This window comes from Actinoalloteichus sp. GBA129-24 (genome assembly GCF_001941645.1).
Lineage (GTDB): Bacteria > Actinomycetota > Actinomycetes > Mycobacteriales > Pseudonocardiaceae > Actinoalloteichus_A > Actinoalloteichus_A fjordicus.
On sequence record NZ_CP016077.1, the window covers coordinates 981,912 to 1,006,517 of the forward strand.

23 protein-coding genes are annotated in these 24,606 nt (G+C 70.6%); 11 read left to right on the forward strand and 12 right to left on the reverse strand.

The window, feature by feature from the left end:
- The first annotated feature begins 86 nt into the window (after window positions 1-86).
- Window positions 87-542, forward strand: a complete 456-nt coding sequence (locus UA75_RS04600; protein WP_075739161.1) for an SRPBCC family protein — start codon at window positions 87-89, stop codon at window positions 540-542.
- 312 nt (window positions 543-854) lie between these two features.
- On the opposite strand, the gene UA75_RS04605 is transcribed toward UA75_RS04600, so the two are convergent.
- The 5 genes from UA75_RS04605 to UA75_RS32535 all read right to left on the reverse strand — a co-directional run bounded on the left by UA75_RS04605 (window position 855) and on the right by UA75_RS32535 (window position 5,869).
- A complete protein-coding gene (locus UA75_RS04605; RefSeq protein ID WP_198044222.1) occupies window positions 855-1,613 on the reverse strand; it encodes an ESX secretion-associated protein EspG in 759 nt (252 codons plus the stop codon).
- Window positions 1,614-1,639: 26 nt separating this feature from the next.
- The gene (locus UA75_RS04610; RefSeq protein ID WP_075739165.1) at window positions 1,640-3,025 is read right to left on the reverse strand and encodes a hypothetical protein; all 1,386 of its coding nucleotides are present in this window, start codon (window positions 3,023-3,025) and stop codon (window positions 1,640-1,642) included.
- 25 nt (window positions 3,026-3,050) lie between these two features.
- The gene (locus UA75_RS04615) at window positions 3,051-3,635 is read right to left on the reverse strand and encodes a DUF3558 domain-containing protein (RefSeq protein WP_075739166.1); all 585 of its coding nucleotides are present in this window, start codon (window positions 3,633-3,635) and stop codon (window positions 3,051-3,053) included.
- Window positions 3,628-4,086, reverse strand: a complete 459-nt coding sequence (locus UA75_RS04620; RefSeq protein ID WP_075739169.1) for a hypothetical protein — start codon at window positions 4,084-4,086, stop codon at window positions 3,628-3,630. Before UA75_RS04620 ends, UA75_RS04615 begins: the two co-directional genes overlap by 8 nt.
- A gap of 1,057 nt (window positions 4,087-5,143) precedes the next feature.
- On the reverse strand, window positions 5,144-5,869 hold the full coding sequence (locus UA75_RS32535) for a hypothetical protein (protein ID WP_075739170.1): 726 nt from the start codon (window positions 5,867-5,869) through the stop codon (window positions 5,144-5,146).
- 112 nt (window positions 5,870-5,981) lie between these two features.
- On the opposite strand from UA75_RS32535, the gene UA75_RS04630 reads away from it, so the two are divergent.
- The 3 genes from UA75_RS04630 (at window position 5,982) to UA75_RS04640 (ending at window position 7,542) form a co-directional block, all read left to right on the forward strand.
- Window positions 5,982-6,845 (forward strand): helix-turn-helix domain-containing protein, encoded by an 864-nt coding sequence (locus UA75_RS04630; RefSeq protein ID WP_075743402.1) that lies wholly within the window; start codon window positions 5,982-5,984, stop codon window positions 6,843-6,845.
- Window positions 6,832-7,053 carry a DUF397 domain-containing protein gene (locus tag UA75_RS04635; RefSeq protein ID WP_157433993.1) on the forward strand — a complete coding sequence of 74 codons (222 nt, stop codon included), beginning with the start codon at window positions 6,832-6,834 and terminating at the stop codon, window positions 7,051-7,053. Before UA75_RS04630 ends, UA75_RS04635 begins: the two co-directional genes overlap by 14 nt.
- 99 nt (window positions 7,054-7,152) lie before the next feature.
- Entirely contained in the window at window positions 7,153-7,542 is a 390-nt protein-coding gene (locus UA75_RS04640; protein WP_075739178.1) for a VOC family protein, read from the forward strand.
- A 124-nt stretch (window positions 7,543-7,666) separates the two neighbouring features.
- Here the strand turns inward: UA75_RS04640 and UA75_RS04645 are convergent, their stop codons facing one another.
- From UA75_RS04645 to UA75_RS04660, 4 genes are all read right to left on the reverse strand, one after another.
- Window positions 7,667-8,446 (reverse strand): ESX secretion-associated protein EspG, encoded by a 780-nt coding sequence (locus tag UA75_RS04645; RefSeq protein ID WP_083690625.1) that lies wholly within the window; start codon window positions 8,444-8,446, stop codon window positions 7,667-7,669.
- Complete coding sequence (locus UA75_RS04650; RefSeq protein ID WP_232251159.1) at window positions 8,443-9,954, reverse strand: hypothetical protein; 1,512 nt, start codon at window positions 9,952-9,954, stop codon at window positions 8,443-8,445. Before UA75_RS04650 ends, UA75_RS04645 begins: the two co-directional genes overlap by 4 nt.
- A gap of 570 nt (window positions 9,955-10,524) precedes the next feature.
- Window positions 10,525-11,298: an enoyl-CoA hydratase-related protein gene (locus UA75_RS04655; RefSeq protein ID WP_075743404.1), complete on the reverse strand. Its 774-nt coding sequence runs from the start codon at window positions 11,296-11,298 to the stop codon at window positions 10,525-10,527.
- Window positions 11,299-11,481: 183 nt separating this feature from the next.
- Entirely contained in the window at window positions 11,482-12,312 is an 831-nt protein-coding gene (locus tag UA75_RS04660) for a PaaX family transcriptional regulator C-terminal domain-containing protein (RefSeq protein WP_075739182.1), read from the reverse strand.
- A gap of 174 nt (window positions 12,313-12,486) precedes the next feature.
- On the opposite strand from UA75_RS04660, the gene UA75_RS04665 reads away from it, so the two are divergent.
- Entirely contained in the window at window positions 12,487-12,654 is a 168-nt protein-coding gene (locus UA75_RS04665) for a DUF3117 domain-containing protein (protein ID WP_075739184.1), read from the forward strand.
- Window positions 12,655-12,936: 282 nt separating this feature from the next.
- On the forward strand, window positions 12,937-14,352 hold the full coding sequence (locus UA75_RS04670) for a peptidase M17 (RefSeq protein ID WP_075743405.1): 1,416 nt from the start codon (window positions 12,937-12,939) through the stop codon (window positions 14,350-14,352).
- Between the two features lie 354 nt (window positions 14,353-14,706).
- Here the strand turns inward: UA75_RS04670 and UA75_RS04675 are convergent, their stop codons facing one another.
- Window positions 14,707-15,723: a LysR family transcriptional regulator gene (locus tag UA75_RS04675; protein WP_083690626.1), complete on the reverse strand. Its 1,017-nt coding sequence runs from the start codon at window positions 15,721-15,723 to the stop codon at window positions 14,707-14,709.
- Window positions 15,724-15,788: 65 nt separating this feature from the next.
- On the opposite strand from UA75_RS04675, the gene UA75_RS04680 reads away from it, so the two are divergent.
- Window positions 15,789-17,189 (forward strand): MFS transporter, encoded by a 1,401-nt coding sequence (locus UA75_RS04680; protein WP_232251161.1) that lies wholly within the window; start codon window positions 15,789-15,791, stop codon window positions 17,187-17,189.
- 188 nt (window positions 17,190-17,377) lie between these two features.
- Here UA75_RS04680 and glgA read toward each other — a convergent pair whose 3' ends face one another.
- Window positions 17,378-18,535, reverse strand: a complete 1,158-nt coding sequence (gene glgA / locus UA75_RS04685; protein ID WP_075743407.1) for a glycogen synthase — start codon at window positions 18,533-18,535, stop codon at window positions 17,378-17,380.
- Between the two features lie 198 nt (window positions 18,536-18,733).
- Here glgA and glgC point away from each other — a divergent pair, with 198 nt between their 5' ends.
- Window positions 18,734-19,954 carry a glucose-1-phosphate adenylyltransferase gene (gene glgC, locus UA75_RS04690; RefSeq protein ID WP_075743408.1) on the forward strand — a complete coding sequence of 407 codons (1,221 nt, stop codon included), beginning with the start codon at window positions 18,734-18,736 and terminating at the stop codon, window positions 19,952-19,954.
- Between the two features lie 321 nt (window positions 19,955-20,275).
- Here the strand turns inward: glgC and UA75_RS04695 are convergent, their stop codons facing one another.
- A complete protein-coding gene (locus UA75_RS04695; protein WP_075739186.1) occupies window positions 20,276-20,926 on the reverse strand; it encodes an O-methyltransferase in 651 nt (216 codons plus the stop codon).
- Between the two features lie 295 nt (window positions 20,927-21,221).
- On the opposite strand from UA75_RS04695, the gene sigE reads away from it, so the two are divergent.
- The 3 genes from sigE (at window position 21,222) to UA75_RS04710 (ending at window position 24,598) form a co-directional block, all read left to right on the forward strand.
- The gene (gene sigE / locus UA75_RS04700) at window positions 21,222-21,815 is read left to right on the forward strand and encodes an RNA polymerase sigma factor SigE (protein ID WP_075743409.1); all 594 of its coding nucleotides are present in this window, start codon (window positions 21,222-21,224) and stop codon (window positions 21,813-21,815) included.
- A complete protein-coding gene (locus tag UA75_RS04705; protein WP_075739188.1) occupies window positions 21,812-22,681 on the forward strand; it encodes an anti-sigma factor family protein in 870 nt (289 codons plus the stop codon). The genes sigE and UA75_RS04705 overlap by 4 nt, the downstream gene beginning before the upstream one ends.
- A 423-nt stretch (window positions 22,682-23,104) precedes the next feature.
- Entirely contained in the window at window positions 23,105-24,598 is a 1,494-nt protein-coding gene (locus UA75_RS04710) for a S1C family serine protease (protein ID WP_232251163.1), read from the forward strand.
- Window positions 24,599-24,606 lie beyond the last annotated feature (8 nt).

Consider the following 24,606-nt stretch of genomic DNA (forward strand, 5'->3'; position numbering starts at 1 on the left):
GCCGAGCCGGCTGCGGGGACGGAACCACCGCCTGCCCCGGCCTGCGACGAGGGACCGCGGCGCGACGAGGAACGGAGGAGCGGGTCATGAGCACTGCCGACGTGGCGTTGCGGGTGCTGGTGCCCACGCGGGCCGAGAAGGCGTGGGCCGCCGCGACCGACTGGGCGCGTCAGGGTGAGTGGATGCTGGGCACCGAGGTGGATGTCGTCGGCGGCGACGGGGCGAGTGTCGGCTCCACGCTCGCCGCCTTCACCGGATTCGGGGGCGTCGGATTCCTGGACCGCATGGAGATCACCGAGTGGGACCCGCCGAGGGCGGTCGGGGTGCGGCACACCGGACGGCTGGTCCGAGGCGAGGGCGGATTCCGCATCCTGCCGCACGCGGGCATCGACCGCTGCACATTCCTGTGGGAGGAACGGCTCACGTTGCCGCTGGGCGGTGTCGGTGGCCTCGGCTGGGCGATCCTGCGGCCCGGATTCGAGTGGGGGCTGCGCCGATCGCTCGCGAGCTTCGCCCGATTCTGCCGGGACTACCCGAACTGAGGGGGTCGACCGGGCTCGGGGTGCGGACCGTCGGTGCTGCCGGGCCGGTGGGGGAGTAGTTCTGCCTGCGGAGTTCTGATCGTCGCTCGCCCCGCCCGACCTACGTCGCGATGTGCGTCGCCTAGCTCTCGCCTGCCGAAGTCGACCCGGTCTCGGGGTGGCGCGGGCGGTCCGCGGACCTGGCGGAGCCACGCCGGGTCCGGCCGCTGATCAGGCTGGCGTCCCGGTGTCGCCAGGTCGGCCCGGCAGACGCTCGATCTCCGACCACTCTCGGGTCGAGGGGTTCGGACCCGCCGGGCGCGATGCGCGGCCTCAGCCCGATCGGGCGTCGGCGAGCAGCTCGTGCAGGGCGGTGGCGATCTTCCGGTTGTCGGCGGGTGTCACCGTCAGCCAGTCTTCGCCCTCCGACCTGCGGAGCAGCTGGAGATGGCGGCCCGCCTCGGTGTCGTGAAACGCGACGACCCGCCGTGCGCGTCTGCGAGTGCCTGGTGCGACGAGCACACTCGCTCCGAACTGGCCCTGTCGGATCGGCCGGGCGGCCATCCGCGCTAACGCGCGGGCCACCGCCGGTGGTTCGCCGTGCGCCGCGAGCCGCTCGGCGAACAGATACTGATCGTTTCCGGCCTCCTGGGTTGCCATCGCAAGGGCCTTGCCTCGGACGCTGAGAGACTTTCCCTCGGCGGCCCGCTCCTCGCCGGACAGCGCGACGATGGTGGTCACCACCTGCCTGCTGTCCAGCGGGGTGAGCCGCACATCGTCGCCTATCCGAACGGCCGACACGCCGGCAGTCCCCCTGACCGCCCCGATCGCGTTCACCGGTCTGTCCAGGGCGAGAGCCGCGTCGACCGACCACTCATGGCGGACCAGCAGCTCCAGTGCCGTGGCGAGCGTGGCGACGGGCTCTCGATCACGGACCAGTCCTCGCCCGGCCAGTGCAGTCAGGTGGTCGGTCACGATCTGGCGCCGTTCGGCCCAGGTCCGGCCTGGACTGGGCAGCCGTAGCTGAACGGGTGTCTCACCGAGGCCGAGGAGCTCCCAGCAGACGTCGAACTCCACGGCGGAGAGCGTCATAGTGCGCTCGGTGGCTGGTGTGCCGATCATCGGGTGTGTTCGGGAATGTCGTCGCCGAAGACTGCCGGCGCGACCGGGGGGAGGTCGTCCAAGCCGAAGATCTCGTCACTGGGCGCGGCGAAGCGGTCGCTGTGCTCGGCGTCCTCCGCACCATCGCCCCGGCCGCCGGGTGCTCCGGCCCCGCCACCGCCCATCATCCCGCCACCCGCGCCGGGGCGGCCGGTGCCGCCGGACGCTCCGGGCGTTCCCGGCCCGAAGCCTGCGGGTGTTCCCGGGCCGACCCCCATGCGGCCGGGCGTCGGCTGGCCGCCAGCAGGCGAGCCGGGCCCGCTTCCGAGGCCACCGCCGAATCCGCTGCCGGGTCCGAAACCACCGCCACGCGGCCCGCCGCCGAATCCGCCACCGGGAGAGCCGAATCCGCCGCCGATCGGACCGAATCCGCCACCCCCGCCGCCTCCGCCGCCACCGGAGGGCGGCGCGGCGATCGGGCCGCCACCGGGAGGCCCGAAGGAGGGCGGGGTCGGGCTGGGGGAGCGCAGATCCGGGCTGATCGAGGGCGCCTCCGGCACGCCGATCCTGCCGGGCGGACCCGGTTCGGCAGGCGGACCCGGTTCGGCGGGCGGGGCCGGAGGGAGCGGCTGCTGGCCGCTCGGGGGCGGTGTCGTCGGCTCGAAGGGCGCGGGCCCAGGCGGGGCCGGCTGGACCGGGGAGGGTCGAGGCGCGTCCTGCTCGGGCGAACCCGGCGCCGACAGCCCGCCGCGCTCTGCGGGCGGTATCGAGTACGACCCGCCGTGATCGAGACCGGCACCGGGCGTGTCGGATCGGCCGGGCGTCGCCGAGGGCGACTCTGCGGCGATCTGCGGCGGCACCGGGATCGAGCTGATGTTGTTGGCGGACTCCCTGACGGTCGACTCGTAGGCGTACAACGCGCGATTGGCGGCGTCGGCCTTGCCCACCTCGGCACGGAGCGCTTCCACCTGATCATTCATTCCGCCGTACGGCCCGGAGAAGGCCGCCCCCAGCGCATCGCCGATCGTGGGCGGGGTCACCTCGACCGGGGGCTCGATGGTGTTGCGAGTCTGGGCGAACCCGGCACCCGAGACGATCATCCCCATTCCCGCGGCCTGTGAGGCGTCGCTGCTGCCCAGGCTCCACGCGGCAGCCTGCGAACCGACGGCGCCCAGCGCGCTGGCGGTGGCGCCCTCCCATTCCAGGCCGTCCGGGCGTAGTGCGGCTCGCAGCATGAGATCCGACTCGGCCATCGCGTCGGCGAGTTGACTCAAGGCCGTGCGAACCCCCTCCGCCGCATCGGGACCTTGTTCCGCGTGCATCCATTCGTACTTCTCCTGTTGGGAGAAGCCTTCGTAGCGGTTGTAGCGGATCTGATCGCCTGAACCTGCCTCGGTGTACATGATGTCTTTCCCCCGGTGAATATGGTCAGTTGCCGTGGAGTTGGATGAGTGTGTCCATGGCCATGCTGGCGGCCCGTTGGACGTTGTCGCAGTTGCTTTCGAGGCCGATTTCTCGGTCGGTGAATTGGAGGCCGAGGGATTGTCCTGGTGCGGTGCTGACTTCGATGAAGCAGCTGAGGTCGTCGGCGTCTGCCATGAGGTGGTTGAGTACGGCGGGGAATCCGTTGACGTCGGTGATCTCGGTGTGGGTGTTGGGGCTGCCGATCAGTCCGTCGGCGGGCACTGTCGGTCCGGGGACGATCACCACGCTGTAGGAGGGTCTTTCTAGATTAGAGAATCGGCAGGCTCGTAGGTCGTTGCGGCCGTAGTCGTCGATGATGGTGGGTTGTCGGTCGAATTGGTATTCGTCTTGTTGTTCTGGGGTGAGGAGGGTGCAGGGATCGGTGATGGGGTTGAGGTCGATGTGTTGTGGTGGTGGTGGGAGGTGGGAGGTGGTGTCGGTGGTGGTTGGGGCGGTGGGTTGTCCGGTGACCTCGGTGGTGCAGCCGGTGATGGTGAGGGCGATGATGCCTGCGAGGGCGAGGGTCAGGGTGGTGGTGCGGTCAGGCATCGGGTCCTCCGGGCAGGGCGTCGGCTGCGGTCTGGAGGGAGTCGGTGATCTCGTCCTCGGTGTAGCCGTACTCCCGGGCGGTCTCGGCCAGGGCGCGGGCGCCTGCTTCGAGGTTGTCGACGTACTGCTGACAGCGGTGGAAGTAGGAGTCGGGGTTCTCGCGGAGTTTGTCGGTGACGACCCGGGCGAAGTCGATCGATGCCGGATCACCCCCCATCGGTGCCATCCGCAGACGGTCCTCAACACTGTCGAGCACCGCAGTCAGCCTGGTTGCTTCGTCTAGTAGTGCCTTTCTGGCTTGGAGGACGTTGTCCGGGTTGACGGCCAGGTTGATGGTGCTCCCGCCGGTGTTCCCGCCCTCGCCGAAGTCGATGCGGTTGTTGTAGCCCTGTTGACCTGCTCGGCCCGCGCGTTCGATGCTGTGCTGGATCAGGTTCTCGATCCCGCTCATCCCCGTACCCCTTCATACTGCTGCCGGCCTCGCGACACTCCCGACGATCAAGGTAGCAGTCCTGAGTAGACGTCAAGCATGAACGACGCGAATCACACCAACGGAGTAACCGAGAGGAGAGTACGTGAAAGGGATCTCATTTTATGTTGATGGGCCTTCCCCTGGGGTGCGGATGGTTGGATTTCTCCGACTGGCGCTGGTCAATACATCTGTGTCCGATGGTCGAAATGCGATGAGTTCTTCGGCGACGCGGTCACAGGCTTTTTGGTCGCTGCTTTGTCGGCCAGGAGGTCCGTGCCGATTCTTGTGACGTCATCGGGGATGAAGGTGTGAAAAGCTGATGCAGTCCACCACCCAGGCACGTCGCCGATATGGGGAATCTCGACCTGAGCATCTCCGACTGCGACGGGACCGCCGCTCGTGTCGACGGAGCGCATCGCTCGGCGGCTCGCGAGTTCGATTTCGACCTTCTCTGTCCCGTGGCAACCCACCGTCCAGGCCTCTCATGGTGCCCTGCCGGGGAAGACGTCCGCTGAGATGGTCCCGTCGGCCGCGATGATCCGGCAGAGGTGGTCGGCGGGTCATTCGATCATCCCCAGTTCGGGCCGGCGGCGAGGCCGTGCAGTCGTGCCCTGGTCGCAGGGCCTCGGCGTGGCAGCAGCGGGCTGGAACGGAGTCTGTCGAGAAGCCGAGCGCACCGCATCGGGTGTTTGCGCTCGCCGTGACGATGCCTGGGGCGGCTGTCTACGGGCACGCGCGTCGGCGGTCTTGGCCGCGGGCCATCGCCTCGATGGCTCCCCCGCCAGTGATACGGGGTGCGGGCGAGGACGAGAGCCACAGGGCAGTCTCCGCAGTTCGGACAGTCGCAGCGGTGATGAAGCAGCATCACCTGACTGTGCTCCTCGGTGTGTGTTCGACGCCAGCGGTGCCGGTCCTCGGTGCAGCGTATGCAGTGGCCCGGTGGCCGGGGTGGTGACGAGAACCGCTGGGCGGACGCGGCGTCGGGGTCGGTGGTCGGCCAGGCGGGTTCGGGGAAGGCGGTCATGCGCGACTCGCCTCACATGCTCTTCCCGTCGGCGGGGCATCCACCGCGTTCCTCGGCCGCGCCGGCGGCGCCGACCGCGCCGGCCGCGCCGACCGCGCCGACCGCGCCGACCGCGCCGACCGCGCCGGGCGGATCGGGCGTCCTGCTCGCATCCCCGGCGGCTGCCGGATGCGGCGTCGCTGCCGGGCCTGCGGCGCGCGGCGTCCGGGCCTGTTCGGGTGCAGTCGCCGGGGCCGGCTTCCCAATCGGCTCGTGTGCTGCCTGCGAATGCGAGCCGGGCAGGGGGAACATCGCGAGGGCGGTGTGCAGGAGTGCGACCAATGCCTCTCGCTGCTCGGCACTGAAGGTCATCACCATCTCCTCGGTGCTCCACCGGATCGCGATGCCCAGTCGCCTGCCGTGCTGTTCGACCGTCAACCCGGCCATCGTGGGCTCGCCGTCCAACGGCCGTTCCCGTGCCACTCGCAGCTCGTTTCGGATGTCACCGGAGAGCCCGAGGACCAGGAACAACACCTCGGCACGATCCAGCAACACCGCGAACCGATATACGCAGGCAGGCCGCAGGATCAGCCTGCGGCGGCACTCCGACATCTCCAGCTGTGCCTTACACGGCCCGAACACCGTGTCTCGCCCGTGAAACAGGCGGTAGAACGCGAAGCTCCGCGCCGGATGCCGCTCTCGCGCTCGTTCCCACTCCGGCACCGCGGCATCCGCCGACGCCTCCTGCTGCATGTCCATCACGCGCTCCTCCTGATGTGTCCGGACACATACTCTTGAGTCCGGACACGAAGAGGCAATTCCCCGATCAGGTGTTCTTGAGATGCTCCCCGGGCCTCGTAGGCTGCTCCGCATGGCGACGAACAGTGGCAGTCCAAGTGCTCGTGAGCTGGGCGCCGAGCTGCGCACTCTCCGGAACTCGACTGGTAGGTCAGTCCGTGAGCTCGCTGGCGAGCTTGGTATCGCTTACGGAACCATCAGTCGTTGGGAGCGCGGCGAGCGAGTTCCGCAGGTCGAGTCAGTCGCTCGCCTGTTGGGAGCCCTGGGGGTCTCGCAGACCGACTTCGATCGAATCGTCGAGTTGGCACGATACGCGCCGCAGGAGAATCTGCTTCTTCCTGGCATACCAGGTATACACAAGGAGTTGAAGACGCTCATCCAGTATGAGCGCACGGCGGCGTCGATCTTCTGTGCTGCCCCGTTGTTGATTCCAGGGCTTCTGCAAATCGGAGACTATGCCCGAGCCTTGATGCCGGCTATCGGTGTGCCGGCGCGAGAGATTGAAAATCGGGTCGGGGTGCGGTTGGCGCGCCGCGAACTGTTGACAAAGCGAAATCCGGTTGAGCTTTCGGTTGTGATCGGCGAGGCTGCGCTGCGATACTTGGTCGGCGGTCGCAGTACGATGATCGATCAGATCGAGCACATCATGAGAATGGCAAGGCATCCGAACGTCACTGTTCAGGTGGACCCCATCGGCGCCGAGGCGGTGTTGCCGCCGGTAGGCGCCTTCTTGTTGTTGAAGTTCAAGAAGCAGGAGCCCATCGTTCACCTGGAGCATTACCGGGCGCCGCTGTATCTGTACTCGGGTCAGGATGTTCGAGACTATGTGGACGTGTGTGCAAGATTGACAGCCGATTCGTTGTCGCCTGCGGCGTCCCTGGAATTCCTTGCAGGTCTCGTTCGCGAGTTGGAGGATGATTGTGATGCTGGAGTGTAGAAGTAATTGGCGTAAAGCGGCGGCTAGTGGGCAGACTGACTGTGTCGAGGTACGGTGTCGGTCGCGAGTGAACGGCTTGACTGTTGGCGGATTAGTGGATATTCGCGACACGAAGAATCGGGATGGTGGCATGCTGTCCGTTTCCGGCGCTGAATTCTCGCGGTTCATCGGGGCGATCAAGGAGGGGCCGTTGTCGGAGCCTCGGTGACCGGCACGGCGTCCTCGGGTGATCGCGGTGAACTACCCGGCCGAAGATGAATCAGATCTGCGTTCGCGGATTGGCGAGACAGCTGGTCGGCTTCCCGGCATGACTGCGATCTCGACCGCCTTCGGCATCGTCACTCGCGACATCCCGACCTCGGTGGCCTTCTATCGACTGCTCGGCTTGGACATCTCCGAGCCGACCGAGGACCCGCATCACTCCGCCGCGCTGCCAGGAGGTGGGCGGTTGATGTGGGACACCGAGGAGTTGATGCGGCAGATCAAGCCCACCTGGCAGCCGCCAAGCGGCGGGCCGCGCCTCGGTCTGGCGATCGGGCTGGCAAGCCCCGACGAGGTGGATGCGGTCTACACCAGGGTCGTGGCGGCCGGCAACGCAGGTGCGGCTGCGCCGTGGGATGCCTTCTGGGGCCAGCGCTATGCCCAGGTGGTGGACCCCGACGGCGTGATCGTCGACCTCTTCGCCGATCTGCCCTGAGCCGAGTCGCTGAACCGAGTGCGGCGACGGTGCTGGACCTCGATCCCAGCGCGGCTGTGAGCGACCGAGACCGCGAGCCTGCGTCGGCGGACGACGTCGGAGGACGGCCTGCCCGCCGGACCGCTCACCGTGCCTCGGCGGCCAGTTCACGCAGGGCGGCGGCGATCTTCCGATTGTCCGCGGGCGTGATCGTGACCCACTCCTGGTCGCCCGTCCCGCGCCGCAGCTGGAGATGCCGTCCGGCGACGGTGTCGTGGAACGACACGACACGGCCGGCTCGTCGTCGCCCGCTCGTCGTGACGGTGCTCGCGCCGAACTGGCCCTGTCTGATCGGTCCGGCGGACAACCGCGCCAGCTCTGCGGCATCGGCGGCCCGTTCTCCTCTGGCGGTCAGCTCTGCGGCGAGGAGCTGCGGGTCGCAGTGTGCGATGCGTGCGGCGGCGGTCAACGCGACGACGCGAACGCTGGCCGACTCGCCGACGCCCGGCGGAACGTCACCCGCGAGACCGAGCAGCTCCGGGATCACCTGATGATCCTCCAGCGCTGCGAGCCAGACTCGATCCCCTCTGCGCGCCGCCACCGCCCCCGCCGACGCCCGTCCCGCACCGATCGCATCGACGATCTCCGGCAGCGCAAGGCGGGCGTCGACGAGCCACTCCCAGGCGGCCAGCAGTTGCAGGGCCGAGCCCAGGGCAGATGCAGGCTCCCGGCCGGGGAACAGACCGCGCGCGGTGAGCGTCGCCTCGGCGGCTTCGACGACTCGCCGCCGCTCTGTCCTGGTGCGGCCCGGACTGGGCAGCCCCAGCTGTACCGGTGTCTCGCCGAGGCCGAGCAGCTCCCAGCAGACGTCGAACTCGACGGCGGACAGCAGGAACGTGGCCTGCCTGCGCGGCGCGGCGATCACTGCGGCTCGCCGGACGTGTCCGCGCCGAGGACGGCAGGGGCGAGTGAGGCCAGTCCGTCCACGGTGAACAGCGTCGTTCCCGTGGTGTCGAAGCCTGCGTGATCCGGCCCGACGTCCTCAGCATGCGCTGCGGTGGCCGCGCTCGACTGCCTGGCGGCCTGCGGGTCGAAGCGGTCCGGCTCGGCGGCAGGCGGGCGGACCGCCCCGGCGGCCCCGCGCGGCCGCAGGTGGGAACCGGGGGTGTCGCCCGGCGGGCCTGCGTTGCCGAAGGACGACGGCGTCGAGACCGTTCCGTTCGGCAGACCGAGGGCGGCCGGGACGCCCGCGACGGCGGCGAAACCACGTTCGCCGGACGTCTCCTCCGCAGGGTCGCTGCGGTGCGTCGGCCCGCTCCCGGAACTCGTCGGCCGGTCGGCCGCACCGCTCGCTGCGTCGCCGACTCGGCCGGTGCGGCCTGCGCCGTTCCCCGACCGCGCGCCGAGCCGGTCGCCGGGCACCGGCTGCCCGCCGCCGATTGTGCCGCCGCCCGTCGATGGCGGCGACCCGGTGCCGGTACGGGGTACACCGATCGGCGGCGCTCCTGCCGGGCCTGCGGACGCGCCGCTGATCAAGGGCGCCTGCGGGTGCGGGGCGGGCAGCCGGATCGGCGGCGTCGGCAGGGAAGCCGACGGCGTCGCCGCAGCCTGCTGCGCCGGGAGGGCGAGTCCGGTCGACAGCCCGCCGGTCCGTGTGGGCGATACGGCTGCGGGCGGCTGCGCGCCCGCAACGGGCGTCCTCGACTCGGTCCGAGCCGAGCCGGGGTCGGCCGCCCCGGCGCCGGGGAGGCTCGCGCGGTGGCCGTCCCCGTGCCCGCGGTCTGCGGGGCTCCCGGTAGTCGCCGATGCGCTCACCGAGATCGCGATGACCGGCGGTGCGGCGAGCGAGGGCAGCGAGCCGACGGCGTCGCGCACCGTGTCCTCGTAGGCGTACAGCGCCCGATTCGCGGCGTCGTCCCTTGCCCGGTCGGCCTCCGCGACCTGCGTGCGATCGGACTGTCCGCCGAACGGACCCGTGAGGACGTCGATACTCGCACCGCCGACGACCGACCCGGGTGCCTCCACCTGGACCCGTACGGCGGCGAACCCCGCGCCCGCGACGGCGACGCCGATGCCTCCGTCGTGCGCGGAGACACCACAGACCAGACTCCAGTCGGCGACCAGCGCGAAGGCCGCGCCCGCCGAGACAGCAGCGGCGCCCTGCCATTCGATGCCCAGCGGTCGCAGTGCCGAGCGGAGCGTGAGATCGGACTCCGCCATCGCGTCGGCCAGGATGCTCAGGCCCTCTCGGACTTCTTCTGCCGCAGCAGGGCCGTGACCGTGTTGCACCCAGTCGAACTTCTCGTGAAGCGAATAACCTTCATATCGGTGCGAGGGGATTCCGGATTCGGATTCCCCGTCCTCGATGTCCATCGTCGTCCCGTTCCCTGGATGCTCGCCTGCCGACCGGACCGCAGGCCTTCTGCCGGTCACCCGACGGCCTGCCTCGGCACCGGTTCGGGAGCGTGATCGTCTTCGTCGCAGGTCGGGGCCGGTTCGTCTGGGTCGACTACTCCATTCGCCGCGTTCCGATCCCGACCGACTTCACCGCCCCGACGTCGATGCCATCACCTCGAACCCACGCCGGAGTCCGTTCTCGATCCCCGGTGCGTCTTTCGCGGCCGCAGTGCATTCGCCGTCGGTCAAACTAGCAGTCATGGCGCCCCTGGAATGGTGATTCGCGAGGTCGACGCGTGGCTGTTCGGGAGAAGTGCTGCGAAATTCCCGGCGGGTCGACTCGGCCACCGGAGAAATGGCATTCACCTCTATTCGCGGGGTCGGCCCGGCGACCTCGCGAGCGAGGCGGTCGGCCTGCCGCGTCCGAGACCACTGTCCGGCGTCGCGGCAGCCGCCGGCCCCGTCTACGGATCGAGCGGCGGTCGCGGGAGGGTCACGAGCGCCTGCGGCGGCCAGCCTTGTCCGGCGGCTCGGACGGCCCCCGGCCCCGACCAGGAGCCCGTCCGAGACGACTGGTCGTCTCGGACGGGCCGGCTGTCTCGACGGTCAGCGGCCGAGGAACCTCGGCTCGCGCTTGGCGACGAACGCGTCGACCGCCTCCCGGTGATCGACGGTCTGCCCCGCCTCGGCCTGAGTCCGGGCCTCGGTGGCCAGCGCCGTGGTCAACTCGCTCGACGCGGCGGCCCGGAGCGTCTGCTTGATCTTCGCGTAGGCCGTCGTCGGACCCGCCGCCAACCGGCCCGCCAGCTCCCGCGCGGCGGCCCCGGCCTCGCCGTCCTCCACCAGTCGATTGATCATCCCGACCCGCAGGGCCTCCTCGGCCGTCACCGGCTGCCCGAGCAGCATCATCTCCATCGCCCGTCCGTAGCCGATCAGGCGAGGCAGCGTCCAGGAGGCACCGGAGTCGGCGGTGAGACCGACGCCCGCGAAGGCCATCAGGAATTTGGCCGACCGGTCGGCGATGCGCAGATCCGCTGCGTAGGCCAGCGAGGCCCCTGCCCCGGCCGCCGTGCCGTTCACGGCCGCGATGACCGGTTTAGGCATCGAGGTGACGAGTTCGATCAGCGGGTTGTAGTGCTCTTCCACCGTGTGCAGCGGCGCCTCGTCGCCTGCCTGGAGCAGCGCGATGTGCTCCTTGAGGTCTTGACCAGCGCAGAACGCGCGGCCCGTACCGGTGATCACCAGCGCCCGGACGGCATCGTCCTGGGCCGCATCGCGCAGCGCGGCCAGCAGATCGTTCTTCAACTGCACCGTCAACGAGTTGAACGCGGCGGGCCGGTTGAAGGTCAGGACGCGCACACCGTGATCGTCTTCGATCAGTAAGAGCGGCCGGTCCCCTCCGCCGCCGGGACCGCGCTCGCCTGCCGACCCCGGTCGGGCGACGGGACTCGGCTCCCCGCCTGCGGGGCGGATCTCCTCGGTGGCACGAAGACCGTCGGTTCCACGGACTTCCTCGGTGGGGTGGGGAGACGCTGGTCGATCGGGCACGGTGGCACTCCTCTCCTAATCCTGCCGCCCCTCACCCTGGTCAGGTGATGAGTCGGCGGGTGACCCTGCACTGCTCGCCAGACACAGCCGAACGAACCGATCCGCCGCCGGGGCCAACCGAGCGGTGTGTCGGTCGAAGAACGCGGCGGCCAGGTCACCGCCCCATTCTCGAGGAAGCACAGTGGCCGGGAGACCGGGATCACGGAACAGGAAGCCGCGCCAGGCGTGCAGCAGTTCGAGACCGGCCGCGAACGCCGCCGCGTCGTCGGCCGCGTCGACGACGGCGAGGCGGCCCTCCCAGTCCTGGATGAACGCCGAGTAGTCCTCGGCCAGGGCATCGAGGTTCCACGCGCGACGCGCCAGCTCTCCATCGTCACCCTGATGAGTGCCCGAAAAACTGCTCGCGCGCGTGGACTCCACCGCCAGGACGTCCGACAGCTCCTCGGCGGGACGGGGTGCGACCCAGGTCACCGGACCGAGTTCTCCGTATCCCAGCAGCCGAAGTGAGGAGGTGAGCCGGTCGCGGGCAGGCCGCCCCGGCAGCCCCTCCAAGACGAGGATGTGCCAGCGGCCGTCCCAGTCGTCGGGACGGGTTCGGTAGATGCGCGCGGCCGCCTCGTCCAGGCGACGTTCGGCCTTGGCCGTCAACGAATAACCGGGCCCGTCGGGCAGCCGTACCGGCGTCAACCAGCCCTGACGCACTGTTCTGGACACTGCGGTCCGCACGGCGGGGGAGGCGAATCCCAACGGCTCCAACAGCCGTACCAGCGCAGCGATCGTCGCGGCGCCGCCCCTGCCGCGCAGGTGACCGCCGAAGAGATCGAACAATGCTGACCGAGCTCGCACGACAGCCGAGTCTGACACCCGTTTGCCCGCTCGACCAGCGTTGTGTGCATACGCTCTGCGATGCCAAGCCGATGGTTCGGTTTCACGGTTGCGTCCAGATGGGGGAGAATGCTCGCGTGCCCGACGAGCGGTGCGGTGCGTCGGGCGGGGAAGTGTTGATGGAGGGAGCACGCTATGGCGGCCATGAAGCCCCGGACCGGCGACGGTCCCCTCGAGGTCACCAAGGAGGGACGCGGCATCGTGATGCGGGTCCCGCTCGAGGGTGGTGGGCGCCTCGTCGTCGAGATGTCGGCAGAGGAGGCCAGTAACCTTGGCGATGCACTGAACGCCGCCGTGGGGTGAGGCGAGGCCGACACGACGCGGTCCGCCTGCCGTGGTCGGCCTGAACTGCCCTCAGCGGAGTCCCGGCCCCGGCTTCCTCGACAGGATGCCGGGGCCTTCGACTGCCCCATTCGACTTCACGCAGGAGCTGCGTTGTCTCTCGACACCCTGCCCGACGTCCCCGTGTCGCCACCTCGGCTGCGCGTGCTGATCGGCGCCCCCGCACCCGCGTCGATCCACGCCTGGCCGGTGTTCTCCGCCGAGACGCCACGCCATACCGGTGAGACGGAGGCCGACGCGCCGCTGCCTGCGCGCGGCGCGGATCACCTGGTCGAGGACTGCGCTCGTCTACGAGTCGCGGGATTCCGCGGCAAGGTCGGCCGGGTCGAGCGGGTCGGCCTCGGCGAGGCCCCGCCGAGGTGGATGTTCGGGGTCGGAACCGGCTCGCCCGCCGACTGGCGTGCCGCAGGCGCCGCCGTGCTGCGCAGCGCCGAGGAGCACGATTCACACGCCCATGAGGCGGGCCTCGACTCCGTCGAGGAGGTCAGCCTGCTGCTCCCCGCATCCCTGGACGACGCCGAGATCACCGCGCTCGTCATCGGCGCCTCCCTCGGCTCGCATCGGTTCACCGTGACCGGGCGGGAACGCCCGCCGAAGCCGACGGCCGTCACGTTCGTGCTGCCGGCGGAGACGCCAGAGGAGACGGTGGCGGCGGTGACCTCCGCAGTGGACCGTGCGGTCGCGGTGTCCTCGGCGACCGCCTTGGCCAGAGACCTCGCCAACGCGCCGTCGAACGTCAAGAACCCCGACTGGCTGGCCGAGGCGGCGGTGGCGGTCGGCGCGGGGCATCCGGATCTTGCGGTGACCGTCCGGGACGAGCAGTGGCTGACCGAGCACGGCTTCGGCGGTGTGCTCGCGGTCGGCGGCGGCTCCGCGAGCCCGTCCAGGCTGATCGAACTCGCCTGGCGGCCGGCCGGCGCAGCCGACGGGCCGCACCTGGTCTTGGTCGGCAAGGGCATCACGTTCGACACCGGCGGAATCTCGCTCAAGCCCGCCGACGGGATGCATCTGATGCGGACCGACATGGCGGGCGGGGCCTCGGTGATCGCCGCGCTGATCGGCATCGCGACGTTGCGGCTGCCGATCCGGGTCACCGGTCTCGTGCCCAGTGCCGAGAACCACGTGTCGGGCGCCGCCTATCGGCCGGGCGACGTGGTGACGCACTTCGGCGGCCGGACGAGCGAGATCGTCAACACCGACGCCGAGGGCAGGCTGGTCCTGGCCGACGCGCTCGCCTACGCCGTCGATCGGCTCGATCCGACGGTGCTCGTGGACGTCGCGACGCTGACCGGCGCGATGAAGATCTCGCTCGGACTGCGCACCGGCGGCCTGTTCAGCTCCGACGACGCCCTCGCCGACGCGGTGACCGCGGCGGGCGAGCGGGTCGGCGAGGCCTGGTGGCGGATGCCGCTGCTCGCCGACCACGCCGAGGACGTGCGCGGCGACTGGGCGGACGTCCGGCAGGGCCCGCCCGGTCCCGGCGGCGTGATGGCGGCGCTGTTCCTGCGCGAGTTCACCGCCGGACTGCCCTGGGTCCACCTCGACATCGCAGGTCCCGCCCGAGCCGATCGTTCTTACGCGGAGGTCAATCCCGGCGCGACCGGCTTCGCCGCCCGCACACTGATCGAACTGGCCGCCTCGCAGGTGCCGTCCTCCTGAGCCACGTCGCGGCGTCGGTGTCCGACGGCCGCCGGGTGCTCGGCCTTCGCGGTTCTCGGGCGGTGTCCGGTGCGGTGTGCAGGCTCCAGAGGTGTGCTGCCTCGCCGGACGTCGCCGCAGCCCGTTGCTCAGGTGACGCCCCGGCCCCCGCCGGGCCCGTGCTGGGCCCGGCGAGGACGGCTTGCGCGGGGCGCGCCCGTGCCACGAGAGCCTGCGATGCAACCGAGCCGCGTCGCGGCGGGCGGCGGTCCGCCAGCGGGAGCGGCTGGGACGCGGCTGGGAAAGCGGACGGGACGCGACCGGGACGCGGCTGGGCACTGCCGGCGGCGGAAGCACGTCAGGAGCGACGAGGTGTCACGGAGGCGGGGCGTCGGTGCGGCCGCCTCCACCGCTTCGAGCCGCCGTGTCGCCTGCCGGTGAGTCACCGGATCGTGGGTCGTCAGGCCGAGTGAGGGGCGGCGTCGCGTGGTGGCGGGCGGCGATGGCGAAATCACGGAACGTGCGGACCGCCGAGGTCATCGGGCGACCCGCGAGCCAGACTAGCCCGATCGTGCGGCCGGATCTCGGGCTGAGTCGGACCTCCACCACACCCGGCGGCGGACCGGCGTCGGCTACGGGCACCATCGCGATGCCGAGCCCGGCCGCCACCAGACCGCGCACGGTGTCGGTCTCCTGGCCCTCGAACGTCAGCACGGGGGTGAAGCCTGCCGCCGCACACAGCTCGTCGGTGATCTGCCGCAGCCCGAAGCCGGGTTCGAGGCCGACGAACTCCTCGTCGGCCAGCTCCCCGATGCGGACCCTGCTGCGGCCTGCCAGGCGGTGCCCGGCGGCGACGGCGAGTACGAGCGGCTGCTCGAACAGCGGGGCGCAGCGCAGATCCGGATCGTCGGTCGGCAGCGGCGAGGTCAGGCCGAGGTCGACGCAGCCGTTGCGCAGCTGGGACAGGATCGTCTCGTGCGGCGCCTGGCCGAGGGTGAAGCGCACGGACGGGCGCTGGAGACGGAAGCCTCGAAGCAGCTCGGGCACCTGCACCCCGCCCATGGTGTGCAGGAACGCCAATGCCACGCGCCCGCGATCGGGATCGGCCTCGTCCAGCGCGCGACGGCAGCCCGGCTCCAGGGCCGCGAGGGCGTGTTCGGCGGCCTCGGCGAGCAGTTCGCCCGCGCGGGTGAGGCGGATGCCGCGGCCCTTCCGCATCACCACGGGAGTCCCCAACTCGGTGCCGAGCCTGGCGAGCCACCGGCTCACGGTCGGTTGGGGAACGTCCAGCAGGGCCGCGACTCGGGTGACGTGTGCCTCGGTGGCGACCGCGCGCAGCAGGGCCAGTCTCGGGGCGAGGTCCCGGGCGAGCCGTTCGGCTGACTCATCCATCTATGAATGGTAATGGACAGAAAGATTCATTGGACGGGGGATCGCGGCCGTCCTACGGTCGGTTCGTGGCTTTCTCCGACGATTCTGGAGTCGACGGCCCCGGCGCATCCGCTGCCGGGCGGTCGTCGGGGCCTCACGGCTCACCTCGGGACCACGGCGCGGGGCCTGCGCAACCCGCTTTCGGCGGCGCGGTGCCGGACGCAGGCAGTGCCCGGCGACGCGCTCGCCGAATCGGCGTGGCGATGCTGGTCGCGGGCTTCGCCGTCTTCGCCCTGCTCTACTCGGTCCAGCCCGTGCTGCCGCAGTTCGCCGAGCAGTACGGGCTCGGTCCCGGTGGGGCTTCGCTGGCGGTGTCGGCGGCGACCGGCGGCCTGGCCGTCGGGCTGCTGCCGCTGGCCGTGGTCTCCCAGGCGCTCGGTCGTCGACCGGTCATGATCGTCTCGGTCTGCGCCGCCGTGCTGATCGGCGTGGTGGTGCCGCTGGCGGACTCCTTCCCGATGCTGGTCACGCTGCGTGCGGTGCAGGGCCTGGCGGTCGCGGGGCTGGCCTCCGTCGCGATGGCCTACCTGGCTGTCGAGACTCGGGCGGCGGGTCTCGGTGCGGCCATCGGCCTCTACGTCGCGGGGAACAGCCTCGGTGGGATGTCCGGGCGGCTGATCACCGGCGTGATCGCCGATCTCGCGAACTGGCGGATCGGCGTCTGGGCGGTGACTCTGCTGGCTGCGGCCTGCGCCGTCGTGTTCGTGCTGGTACTGCCGCCGTCGCAGGGGCCGAGGCCCGCCCCGCTGCGTCGATCCGCAGTTCTCGGCGGGCTGCGGGCTGCGGTGACCGATCCGGTGCTCTACGGCCCCTACCTGGTGGCGGCCCTGGGGATGGGCGGATTCGTCTCGCTCTACAACGTGCTGGGCTTTCGGCTGCTGGCTCCGCCGTTCCTGCTGGCTCCGGCGGTGGTCGCGCTGGTGTTCCTGGCCTACGCGATCGGCAGCATCACCTCGGCGACGGCGGGACGGGCGGCGGATCGACTGGGCAGACCGCGGGTGTTGATCGGCGCCTTGGCGGTCACCGTCCTCGGGGTCCTGGTGACGCTGCCCGACCAGCTCGGTGCCGTCCTGCTCGGTCTCGGCCTGTTCACCGGCGGATTCTTCGCCGCGCACGCCGTCGCGGGCGGCTGGGTGAGCGCCAGGGCGAGCGGGGCGGCCAGGACGCAGGCGCCTGCCCTGTATCTCCTGGCCTACTACCTCGGCGGCAGCGTCGGCGGAGTGATCGGCGGCCTGGTCTACGGCCGTTGGGGTTGGGCAGGCCTCGTCCTCGTCGTCTGTGCGTGGTTCCTGCTTGCCTCGACGGGGGTGCTGCTCGCAGCCCGTGCCCAACGACGAGCCCGACGGGACGCAGCGGGGCAGGCGGATTCCGACGTCGGCAGGCAGGCGCGATCGAGGAGCAGCTCGGCAGCCCCGACGGGGGGCTGAACCGGGGCTCGACGTGTCGCAGGTCGTCTGCTGGCCGGGCCCCGCCCGGCCGGCTCGCCGACCTGACGAGGCCCGGCCGGGCGAACCACCGACGGACCGCCCCGCCGCGCGGCAGGGCGGTCCGGGCCGCATGCCCGTGGACCGGTCCCGAGCACCGGATGACGAGCCCGCCCGAGCGGCGGCCGGGCTCAGCCCGCCAGGGCAGCCCGATAGACGGCCACCGTCTGCTCTGCCACGCCTGCCCAGGAGAAGTCCGTCACCGCGCGCCGCCTGCCCGCCGCGCCCATGGCTGCCGCGCGGGCCGGATCGGCGAGCAGGGCGTTGACCGCCTCGGCCAGCCCGTGCTGGAAGGTCAGCGGGTCCTTCTCGTCGAGATGCACCAGCAGCCCCGTCTCCTCGTGATCGACGACCTCGGGGATGCCGCCGACGTCCGAGGCCACCACGGCGGTGCCGCAGGCCATGGCCTCCAGATTGACGATGCCCAGCGGCTCGTACACCGACGGGCAGACGAAGACCGTGGCATGGCTGAGGACCTGACGGACCTCCGCCGGATCGAGCATCCGCTGAATCCAGAAGACACCGGGGCGCGTCGCCGCCAGCTCGGCGACTGCCCGCCCGATCTCCTCGCCGATCTCCGGTGTGTCCGGGGCGCCCGCACAGAGGACGAGTTGCGCCTCGGGGTCGAGGTGATGTGCTGCGGCGACCAGATGCGCCACGCCCTTCTGCCGGGTGATCCGGCCGACGAAGGCGACGATCGGCCTGCCAGGGTCGACCCCCATCGCCTGGAGCGCGTCCGTCGTCGTCACCGGGTGATAGGCGTCGGTGTCGATGCCGTTGCGCACCACGTGCACCCGGTCCGGGTCCAGAGCGGGGTAGCAGGAGAGCACGTCGGCTCGCATCCCGTCGCTGACGGCGATCACCGCGTCCGCGGCCTCGTATGCGGTGCGTTCCACCCATGAGGACAACCGGTACCCGCCGCCGAGTTGCTCGGCCTTCCACGGCCTGCGCGGTTCCAGCGAATGGGCGGTGACGACGTGGGGAACGCCGTGCAGCAGCCCCGCGAGATGGCCCGCCAGGTTGGCGTACCAGGTATGGGAGTGGACGAGGTCGACCGACTCGGCGGCCTGGGTCATCGACAGGTCGACCGAGAGTGCGCGCAGTGCCGCGTTGGCCGCCTCCAGGCCGGGCGCGGGCGCGTGGGCGCGGGCGTCCTCGCGCGGCTCGCCGAAGCAGTGCACGTCGACGTCGATCAACTCCCGCAGCCGGGGGACGAGGAAGCCGACGTGGACGCCTGCCCCGCCGTAGACCTCGGGCGGATATTCACGGGTCATCAGTCCGATGCGCACAGGAGGCGACACTAGATGGCCCGCTTGAGTGAGCGCACCCAGGTGATCGGGTGAATGCTGTCGGCGCGTCGTCTCGTCAACACGAGCAGGTGAAATCGCGCCAGGATGTGCAGAGGACGCAGAATATGAGGACAACTCAGCAAACAGGCAACCCGCAGACTGGATAGACAGGCGTCGGGGCGACTAGGGTCGGTGATCGTGAAGGGGCAGCCCAGCGTACTCGGGATCGTGCTCGCGGGCGGCGAGGGCAAACGGCTGTGGCCGCTGACCGCGGACCGGGCGAAACCGGCGGTCCCCTTCGGGGGAAACTATCGACTCGTCGACTTCGTGCTGTCGAATCTGGTGAACGCGGGCTACGTCCGCCTCTGCGTGCTCACCCAGTACAAGTCGCATTCACTCGACCGGCACATCTCCACGACGTGGCGACTCTCCGGGGTGCTCGGCGACTACATCACGCCCGTGCCTGCGCAGCAGCGGCTCGGACCTCGCTGGTACACCGGCAGCGCCGATGCCATCTATCAGTCGCTGAACCTGGTGTATGACGAGCATCCGGATCACATCGTCGTCTTCGGCGCCGACCACGTGTACCGGATGGACCCGGCGCAGATGGTCCGCCAGCACATCGAGTCCGGTGCGGGAGTCACAGTGGCGGGCATCAGGGTGCCGCGCACCGAGGCCAAGGCATTCGGCTGCATCGACTCCGACGCCGACGGCCGGATCACCAGCTTCCTGGAGAAGCCCGCCGATCCGCCGCACGTGCCGGACGACCCGGAGGTCACCTTCGCGTCGATGGGCAACTACGTCTTCTCCACCGAGGTGCTGCTGGACGCCCTGCGGGCCGACGCCGCCGATCCCGACTCCGTCCACGACATGGGCGGCAACATCATTCCGATGCTCGTCGACCGGGGCGTGGCCACCGTCTACGACTTCAGCGACAACGAGGTACCCGGTTCCACGGAGCGGGACCACGGCTACTGGCGGGACGTCGGAACCCTGGACGCCTACTACGACGCCCATCGGGATCTCGTGTCGGTGCACCCGGTCTTCAACCTCTACAACCAGCAGTGGCCGATCCGCACCGCCACGCCGCCCCTGCCGCCCGCGAAGTTCATCGAGGGCGGCACCGCACGGGAGTCGATGGTCGGCCCCGGCTCGATCATCTCCGGCGGCGACATCCGGGGTTCGGTCGTCAGCGCCGACGTGATGGTGGACGACGGTGCGATCGTGGAGGACAGCGTGCTGCTGCCCGGAGTCCGGATCGGGCGCGGTGCGGTGGTGCGACGGGCGATCCTGGACAAGAACGTCGTCATCGCGCCCGGCGCGCGGATCGGCGTGGACCCCGCGCGGGATCGGGAGTCCTACACGGTGAGCAGCGGCGGGGTCGTCGTCCTCGGCAAGGGCGCCCGCGCGGAGCGCTGAGCCGATCTGTCGCGGGCAGCGGCAGCGTGCGGGCGAGACGTTGACCATGCCACTCTGGGCGCGGCCGAGGGTGTCGTGTCCGGTCGTCCTGTCTCCGCTGCCCGTCGGAACCGTCGGGCGCCTGAGGAGCGCGGCCGGTTCGACTCGCACGGCTTTGCCGAGCCAGTCGGGGACAGCCCGATCGCCTGCGCCTGGCGACCTCGATCTGTCTCGGCCGATACCCGGGTGCCGCCCGGACCGACGCGGGCGGCCTCCCGCACGGTGGGCTGCTCGCCGTCTTGTCGGGCCCCCGCGCCTGGAGATCTCGGGGCGCCTCCGATGTCAGGGCGCCTTGGCCGCCAGCAGCAGGCCGTCACCCAGCGGCAGCAGCAGCGGCGCAAGCCGTTCATCGGAGCGCACCGCCCTGGCCACCTCCAGCAGCGCCTGTGCCTCGGGATCTCGCGTGTCGGGATCGGTGAGCAACTCCCGATCCAGCATGTTGTCCAGGACCAGCACGCCGCCGGGCCGGAGCAGCCGCAGTGCCTCCTCCAGATACCGGGGGTAGTCGGTGATCGCGCTGCCGACGAACATCAGGTCGTAGGCGCCGTCGGCGAGCCGGGGTAGCACCTCCAGACCGCGACCCATGATGAGTCGGGTGCGCCCGGAGGGCAGCGAGGCGTCGGCGAAGATCCTCCTGGCGACCCGTTGATACTCCGGATCGACGTCGATCGAGGTCAGCACGCCGTCCGGCGCCATGCCGCGCAGCAGACACAGGCCGCTCACCCCGGTCCCGGTGCCCACCTCGACCACGGCCCTGGCCTGTAGCGCCGTGGTCAGGAACCGCAGTGCCGCGCCCGTGCCGAGGCTGATCGGCGCACACCCGAGTTCCACACCGCGCGCCCGAGCGGCGGCCAGCACCTCGTCCTGGGCGAGGTACGCCGCAACGTAGTCCTGGACCGCATCGGCGTCGGCGATCGGCGTCTCGGGTGTCACAGCATAGGAGGTTAGCGGCGTGGCCCCGGAAAACAGAGGAACGCGCCAGAAGAGTGCAGGCTCACGGCCGGTCCGTCTCGGTCACGGACGGTGTCGTGGGCAGTCTCTCAGGCTGCTCTCAGGCGGTTCTCATCGTCGTCTCACCTGGATGCCGGACAGTGTTATCCGGCGGACTCGGGGAGAGTCGAGGGCAGCCTAGGCCCCCGCAGGCGTGTTCGCGCGACGTGGGAACACCACGGGTCGCTCCGTCGTTACATGGGGCAGTGAGAGCCCTGAGGAGGTGTCCTGTCCGACGATGCCAGCACACTCGAACACCGAAACGGCCCGTCCGGTGGTCAGCCTGTCCGATGAACAGGCGACAGACTGGACCCCGCCCACCTGGGCGGAGGTCGTCCAGAATCATGCCGATCGGGTGTACCGGCTGGCGTTCAGACTGACGGGCAACCAGCACGACGCCGAGGACCTGACCCAGGAGACCTTCATCCGGGTCTTCCGTTCGTTGGCCTCCTACAAACCCGGCACGTTCGAGGGCTGGCTGCACCGCATCACCACGAACCTCTTCCTGGACATGGCACGCAGGCGCGCTCGGCTCCGGATGGAGGGCCTGCCGGAGGACACCGACCGGCTGCCCGGCGGCGACCCGAGCCCGGAAGAGGTCTACAGCTCGATGCACCTCGACCCGGACCTCCAGGCCGCGCTCGACGCGCTGCCGCCGGAGTTCCGGGCGGCCGTGGTGCTGTGTGATGTGGAAGGTCTCTCCTACGAGGAGATCGGAGCCACGCTCGGGGTGAAGCTGGGTACAGTGCGGAGCAGAATCCATCGCGGGCGACAGGCGCTCAAGGAGGCTCTTGAGCATCGTCGCGAGCGTGCCCAGGAGGCGTCCGTATGACGGAACTGCGCGGTTTCGCGCTCCCGGAGCAGCATCTGGCTCTCGATGCGCTGGTCGCATTGGTGGACGGGGAGCTCTCGGCATCCGCACACGATCGAGCGGTGAGTCATCTTGCGCGCTGCCCGGCATGTTCCGGCCGGGCCACGGCGCAGAGACAGGCGCGTACGGCAGTACGCACAGCGGCTCCCCCGATGATGCCGGTAGGGCTGCTGGAGGCCTTGTGCGCCATCCCGCAGCATGCCGATCTTCCCTCCGGACCGGACGAGCTGGCGGTGACCCCGGACGGCAAGGTGGTCACCGTGCGCTCCACCGGCAGCCCGCCCGCCGGTCGCACCCCCGGTGACTCGGCGGTCCTCGGCTCCGGCCCGGCGCTGGGCTCCGGCCCTCGCCTCGGCGAGGGGTCTGCGGTGCTCGGCTCCGCCTCGAGGCCCTCGGCCGAGCGGGCCGCAGGCTCGCGACTCGGCTCGGAGCGCCTGCGGGCCGTGGACCGCCGGGCGCGCAACAGTGCGAGCGTGGTCGTCTCCGGTCTGGTCCTGGGGGCCGTGGCGCTCGTCCTGCCTGCCGAGCAGCCGGAACGCGTCACCGGCAGTTCCACCTTCGGCGCCGAGGAGAGCGCGGGCGGCGCGAGCGCGGGCGGTGCGCGTCGACCCGTCTACGACATGGGCGCCCTCCCGGAGACCGTCCTGCCGGTCGTCGCACCCGCCACCGCACAGCAGCCCGCCGCACCCGACGTCGGTCCGCAGTCCGCGACCACTTCACCCGGCTCGCCTGCGGAGCGTCCCTCCTCGCCGCAGCCCGGGCCACGCGCCGCGTTGGGGACCGGCCTGCTGCCCTTCCTGGGCGGCCCGCCGAATCTCGGCGGCTGATCGCGCGGTCGCACCCGTTCCACCACATCGGTTTCACCTCCGGTGGGAGAGGCTTCTCTCTGCCTGATCTGGAGAGGCTGTCTTCGGGCCGCTCCGTCGTGGGCGGGGATCGGCGTGGACGAGCTGCACGGCGACCGGAGGGAGCCATGACTCCAGTCATGGTGACCGAGGACGACGCCGTACCGCGCCTGCCCTGCACAACAGGACGGCAAAATCGAAGACGGGCTCTCAGGCGGTCTGCGCGAGCAGGATGGCGGGGAGTGAATCGAGGCTCTTAAGCTGACCTGGCGGGCGAGCCCCTGCCCGCTGCCGCTCGCCGGTCCTCCGTCGTCTACCGCTCGGGGAAACATGAGTTCGCAGTCGCCTGCATCGCCGTCGGGACATCAGCCCTCCGGACCGGAGGGCACCTCCGTGGATTCCGGCGTGCCGAGGCTGGCACCGAGACCGCAGGTGCGTCCGCCGGTCGACCCGGCCGAGGCTGCGGTCTTCGCCAGACCAGACGGCATCACGACCGCCTTCGATCCTCGGACGCAGACTGCCTCCTCGGCGCGCGTCGAGCTGCCGACCGCCCCGCCGCCCTCGGCCTTGATCGAGGCCTTCGGCAGACCGGCGGGCGGTGGTGCCGGGCTGCAACGCCCGCCCGGCGCTCGAGACGTCCGGCCAGGCAGCTCGGATCGGGCGGAACCGGTCTTCTGGTCCACCGAGGGCTCGGTCTGGCGCGATCCGAGCTCCACCGCCGTCCTCGGCCCGCCTGCGGTCGCCGCCGAGGACGCCCAGCCCGCCGGTGACGCGTCGACGCTGCCGGAGGGGTCGAGACTGAGCGCTCGCGAGGTCCTCTTCGGCGGCAGGGTCAAACCGCGCGCACTGCTGCTGCTCGGGGCCTTCGCCCTGGTGATCGGACTGGTCGGCGGCCTGATCGGGCGGCTGGCCGTCGAAGGCGGCAGCCTGCTGAGCGGGCCGGAGGTGCGGCTCGCCGAGGTCCGGCCCGGCATCGAGCGCGAGCCGGGTTCGGTCGCCGAACTCGCCGGGCGGGTGCGGCCCGCCGTGGTCTCCGTTCAGGACACGGTCGGCAACATGGGGTCGGGGGTGGTGATCGACGAAGGCGGATACCTCGTCACCAACGACCATGTGATCGCCGAGTCGGCGGACGACCCGGAGTCGAGTCTCACCGTCATCTTCCACGAGGGCAGCCGTGCCGTGGCGGAGATCGTGGGGCGCGACCCGAGCACTGACCTGGCGGTGCTGCGCGTGGACGTCGACAACCTCACGGTCCTGCCGATGGGCAGCTCCGCAGACCTCCAGGTCGGCGACTCGGTGCTTGCGGTGGGCAACCCGCTGGGCTTGTCCGGCACCGTCACTGAGGGCATCGTCAGCTATCTGGACCGGCCGATGCGGCTGGACGCCACCGACGGCAGCGAGGTCGTGTTCGGGGCGATTCAGACCGACGCGGCCATCAACAGCGGAAACTCGGGCGGCGCGCTGGTGGACTCCAGCGGCACGCTGATCGGCATCAACACTCTGAATCGGACGCCGCCGATGGCGGGGCAGGGGCAGAGCGGTTCCATCGGCCTCGGCTTCGCGATCCCCGTCGACGACGTCCGCCGGATCTCGGAGGAGCTGATCCGCAACGGTGAGATCCACCATCCCGATCTCGGGGTCAACTCCAACAGCGTGATCACCGACGACCTCAGCGGCGCTCAGGTGGTCAACGTACGAGCAGGCAGCTCGGCCGATCAGGCGGGGCTCGCGGAGGGCGACATCATCATCCGGGTCGGCGATCGAGAGATCTTCGGTGCGGAAGAGCTGGCGGCGGCGATCCGAGAGCAGCAGATCGGCGCGGTGGTCGAGCTGGAGGCGGTGCGCGGCGCCGAGGTCCTGGTGATCCCGGTGACCCTCCAGTCGGACGAGGACAGTTGATCGTCGGC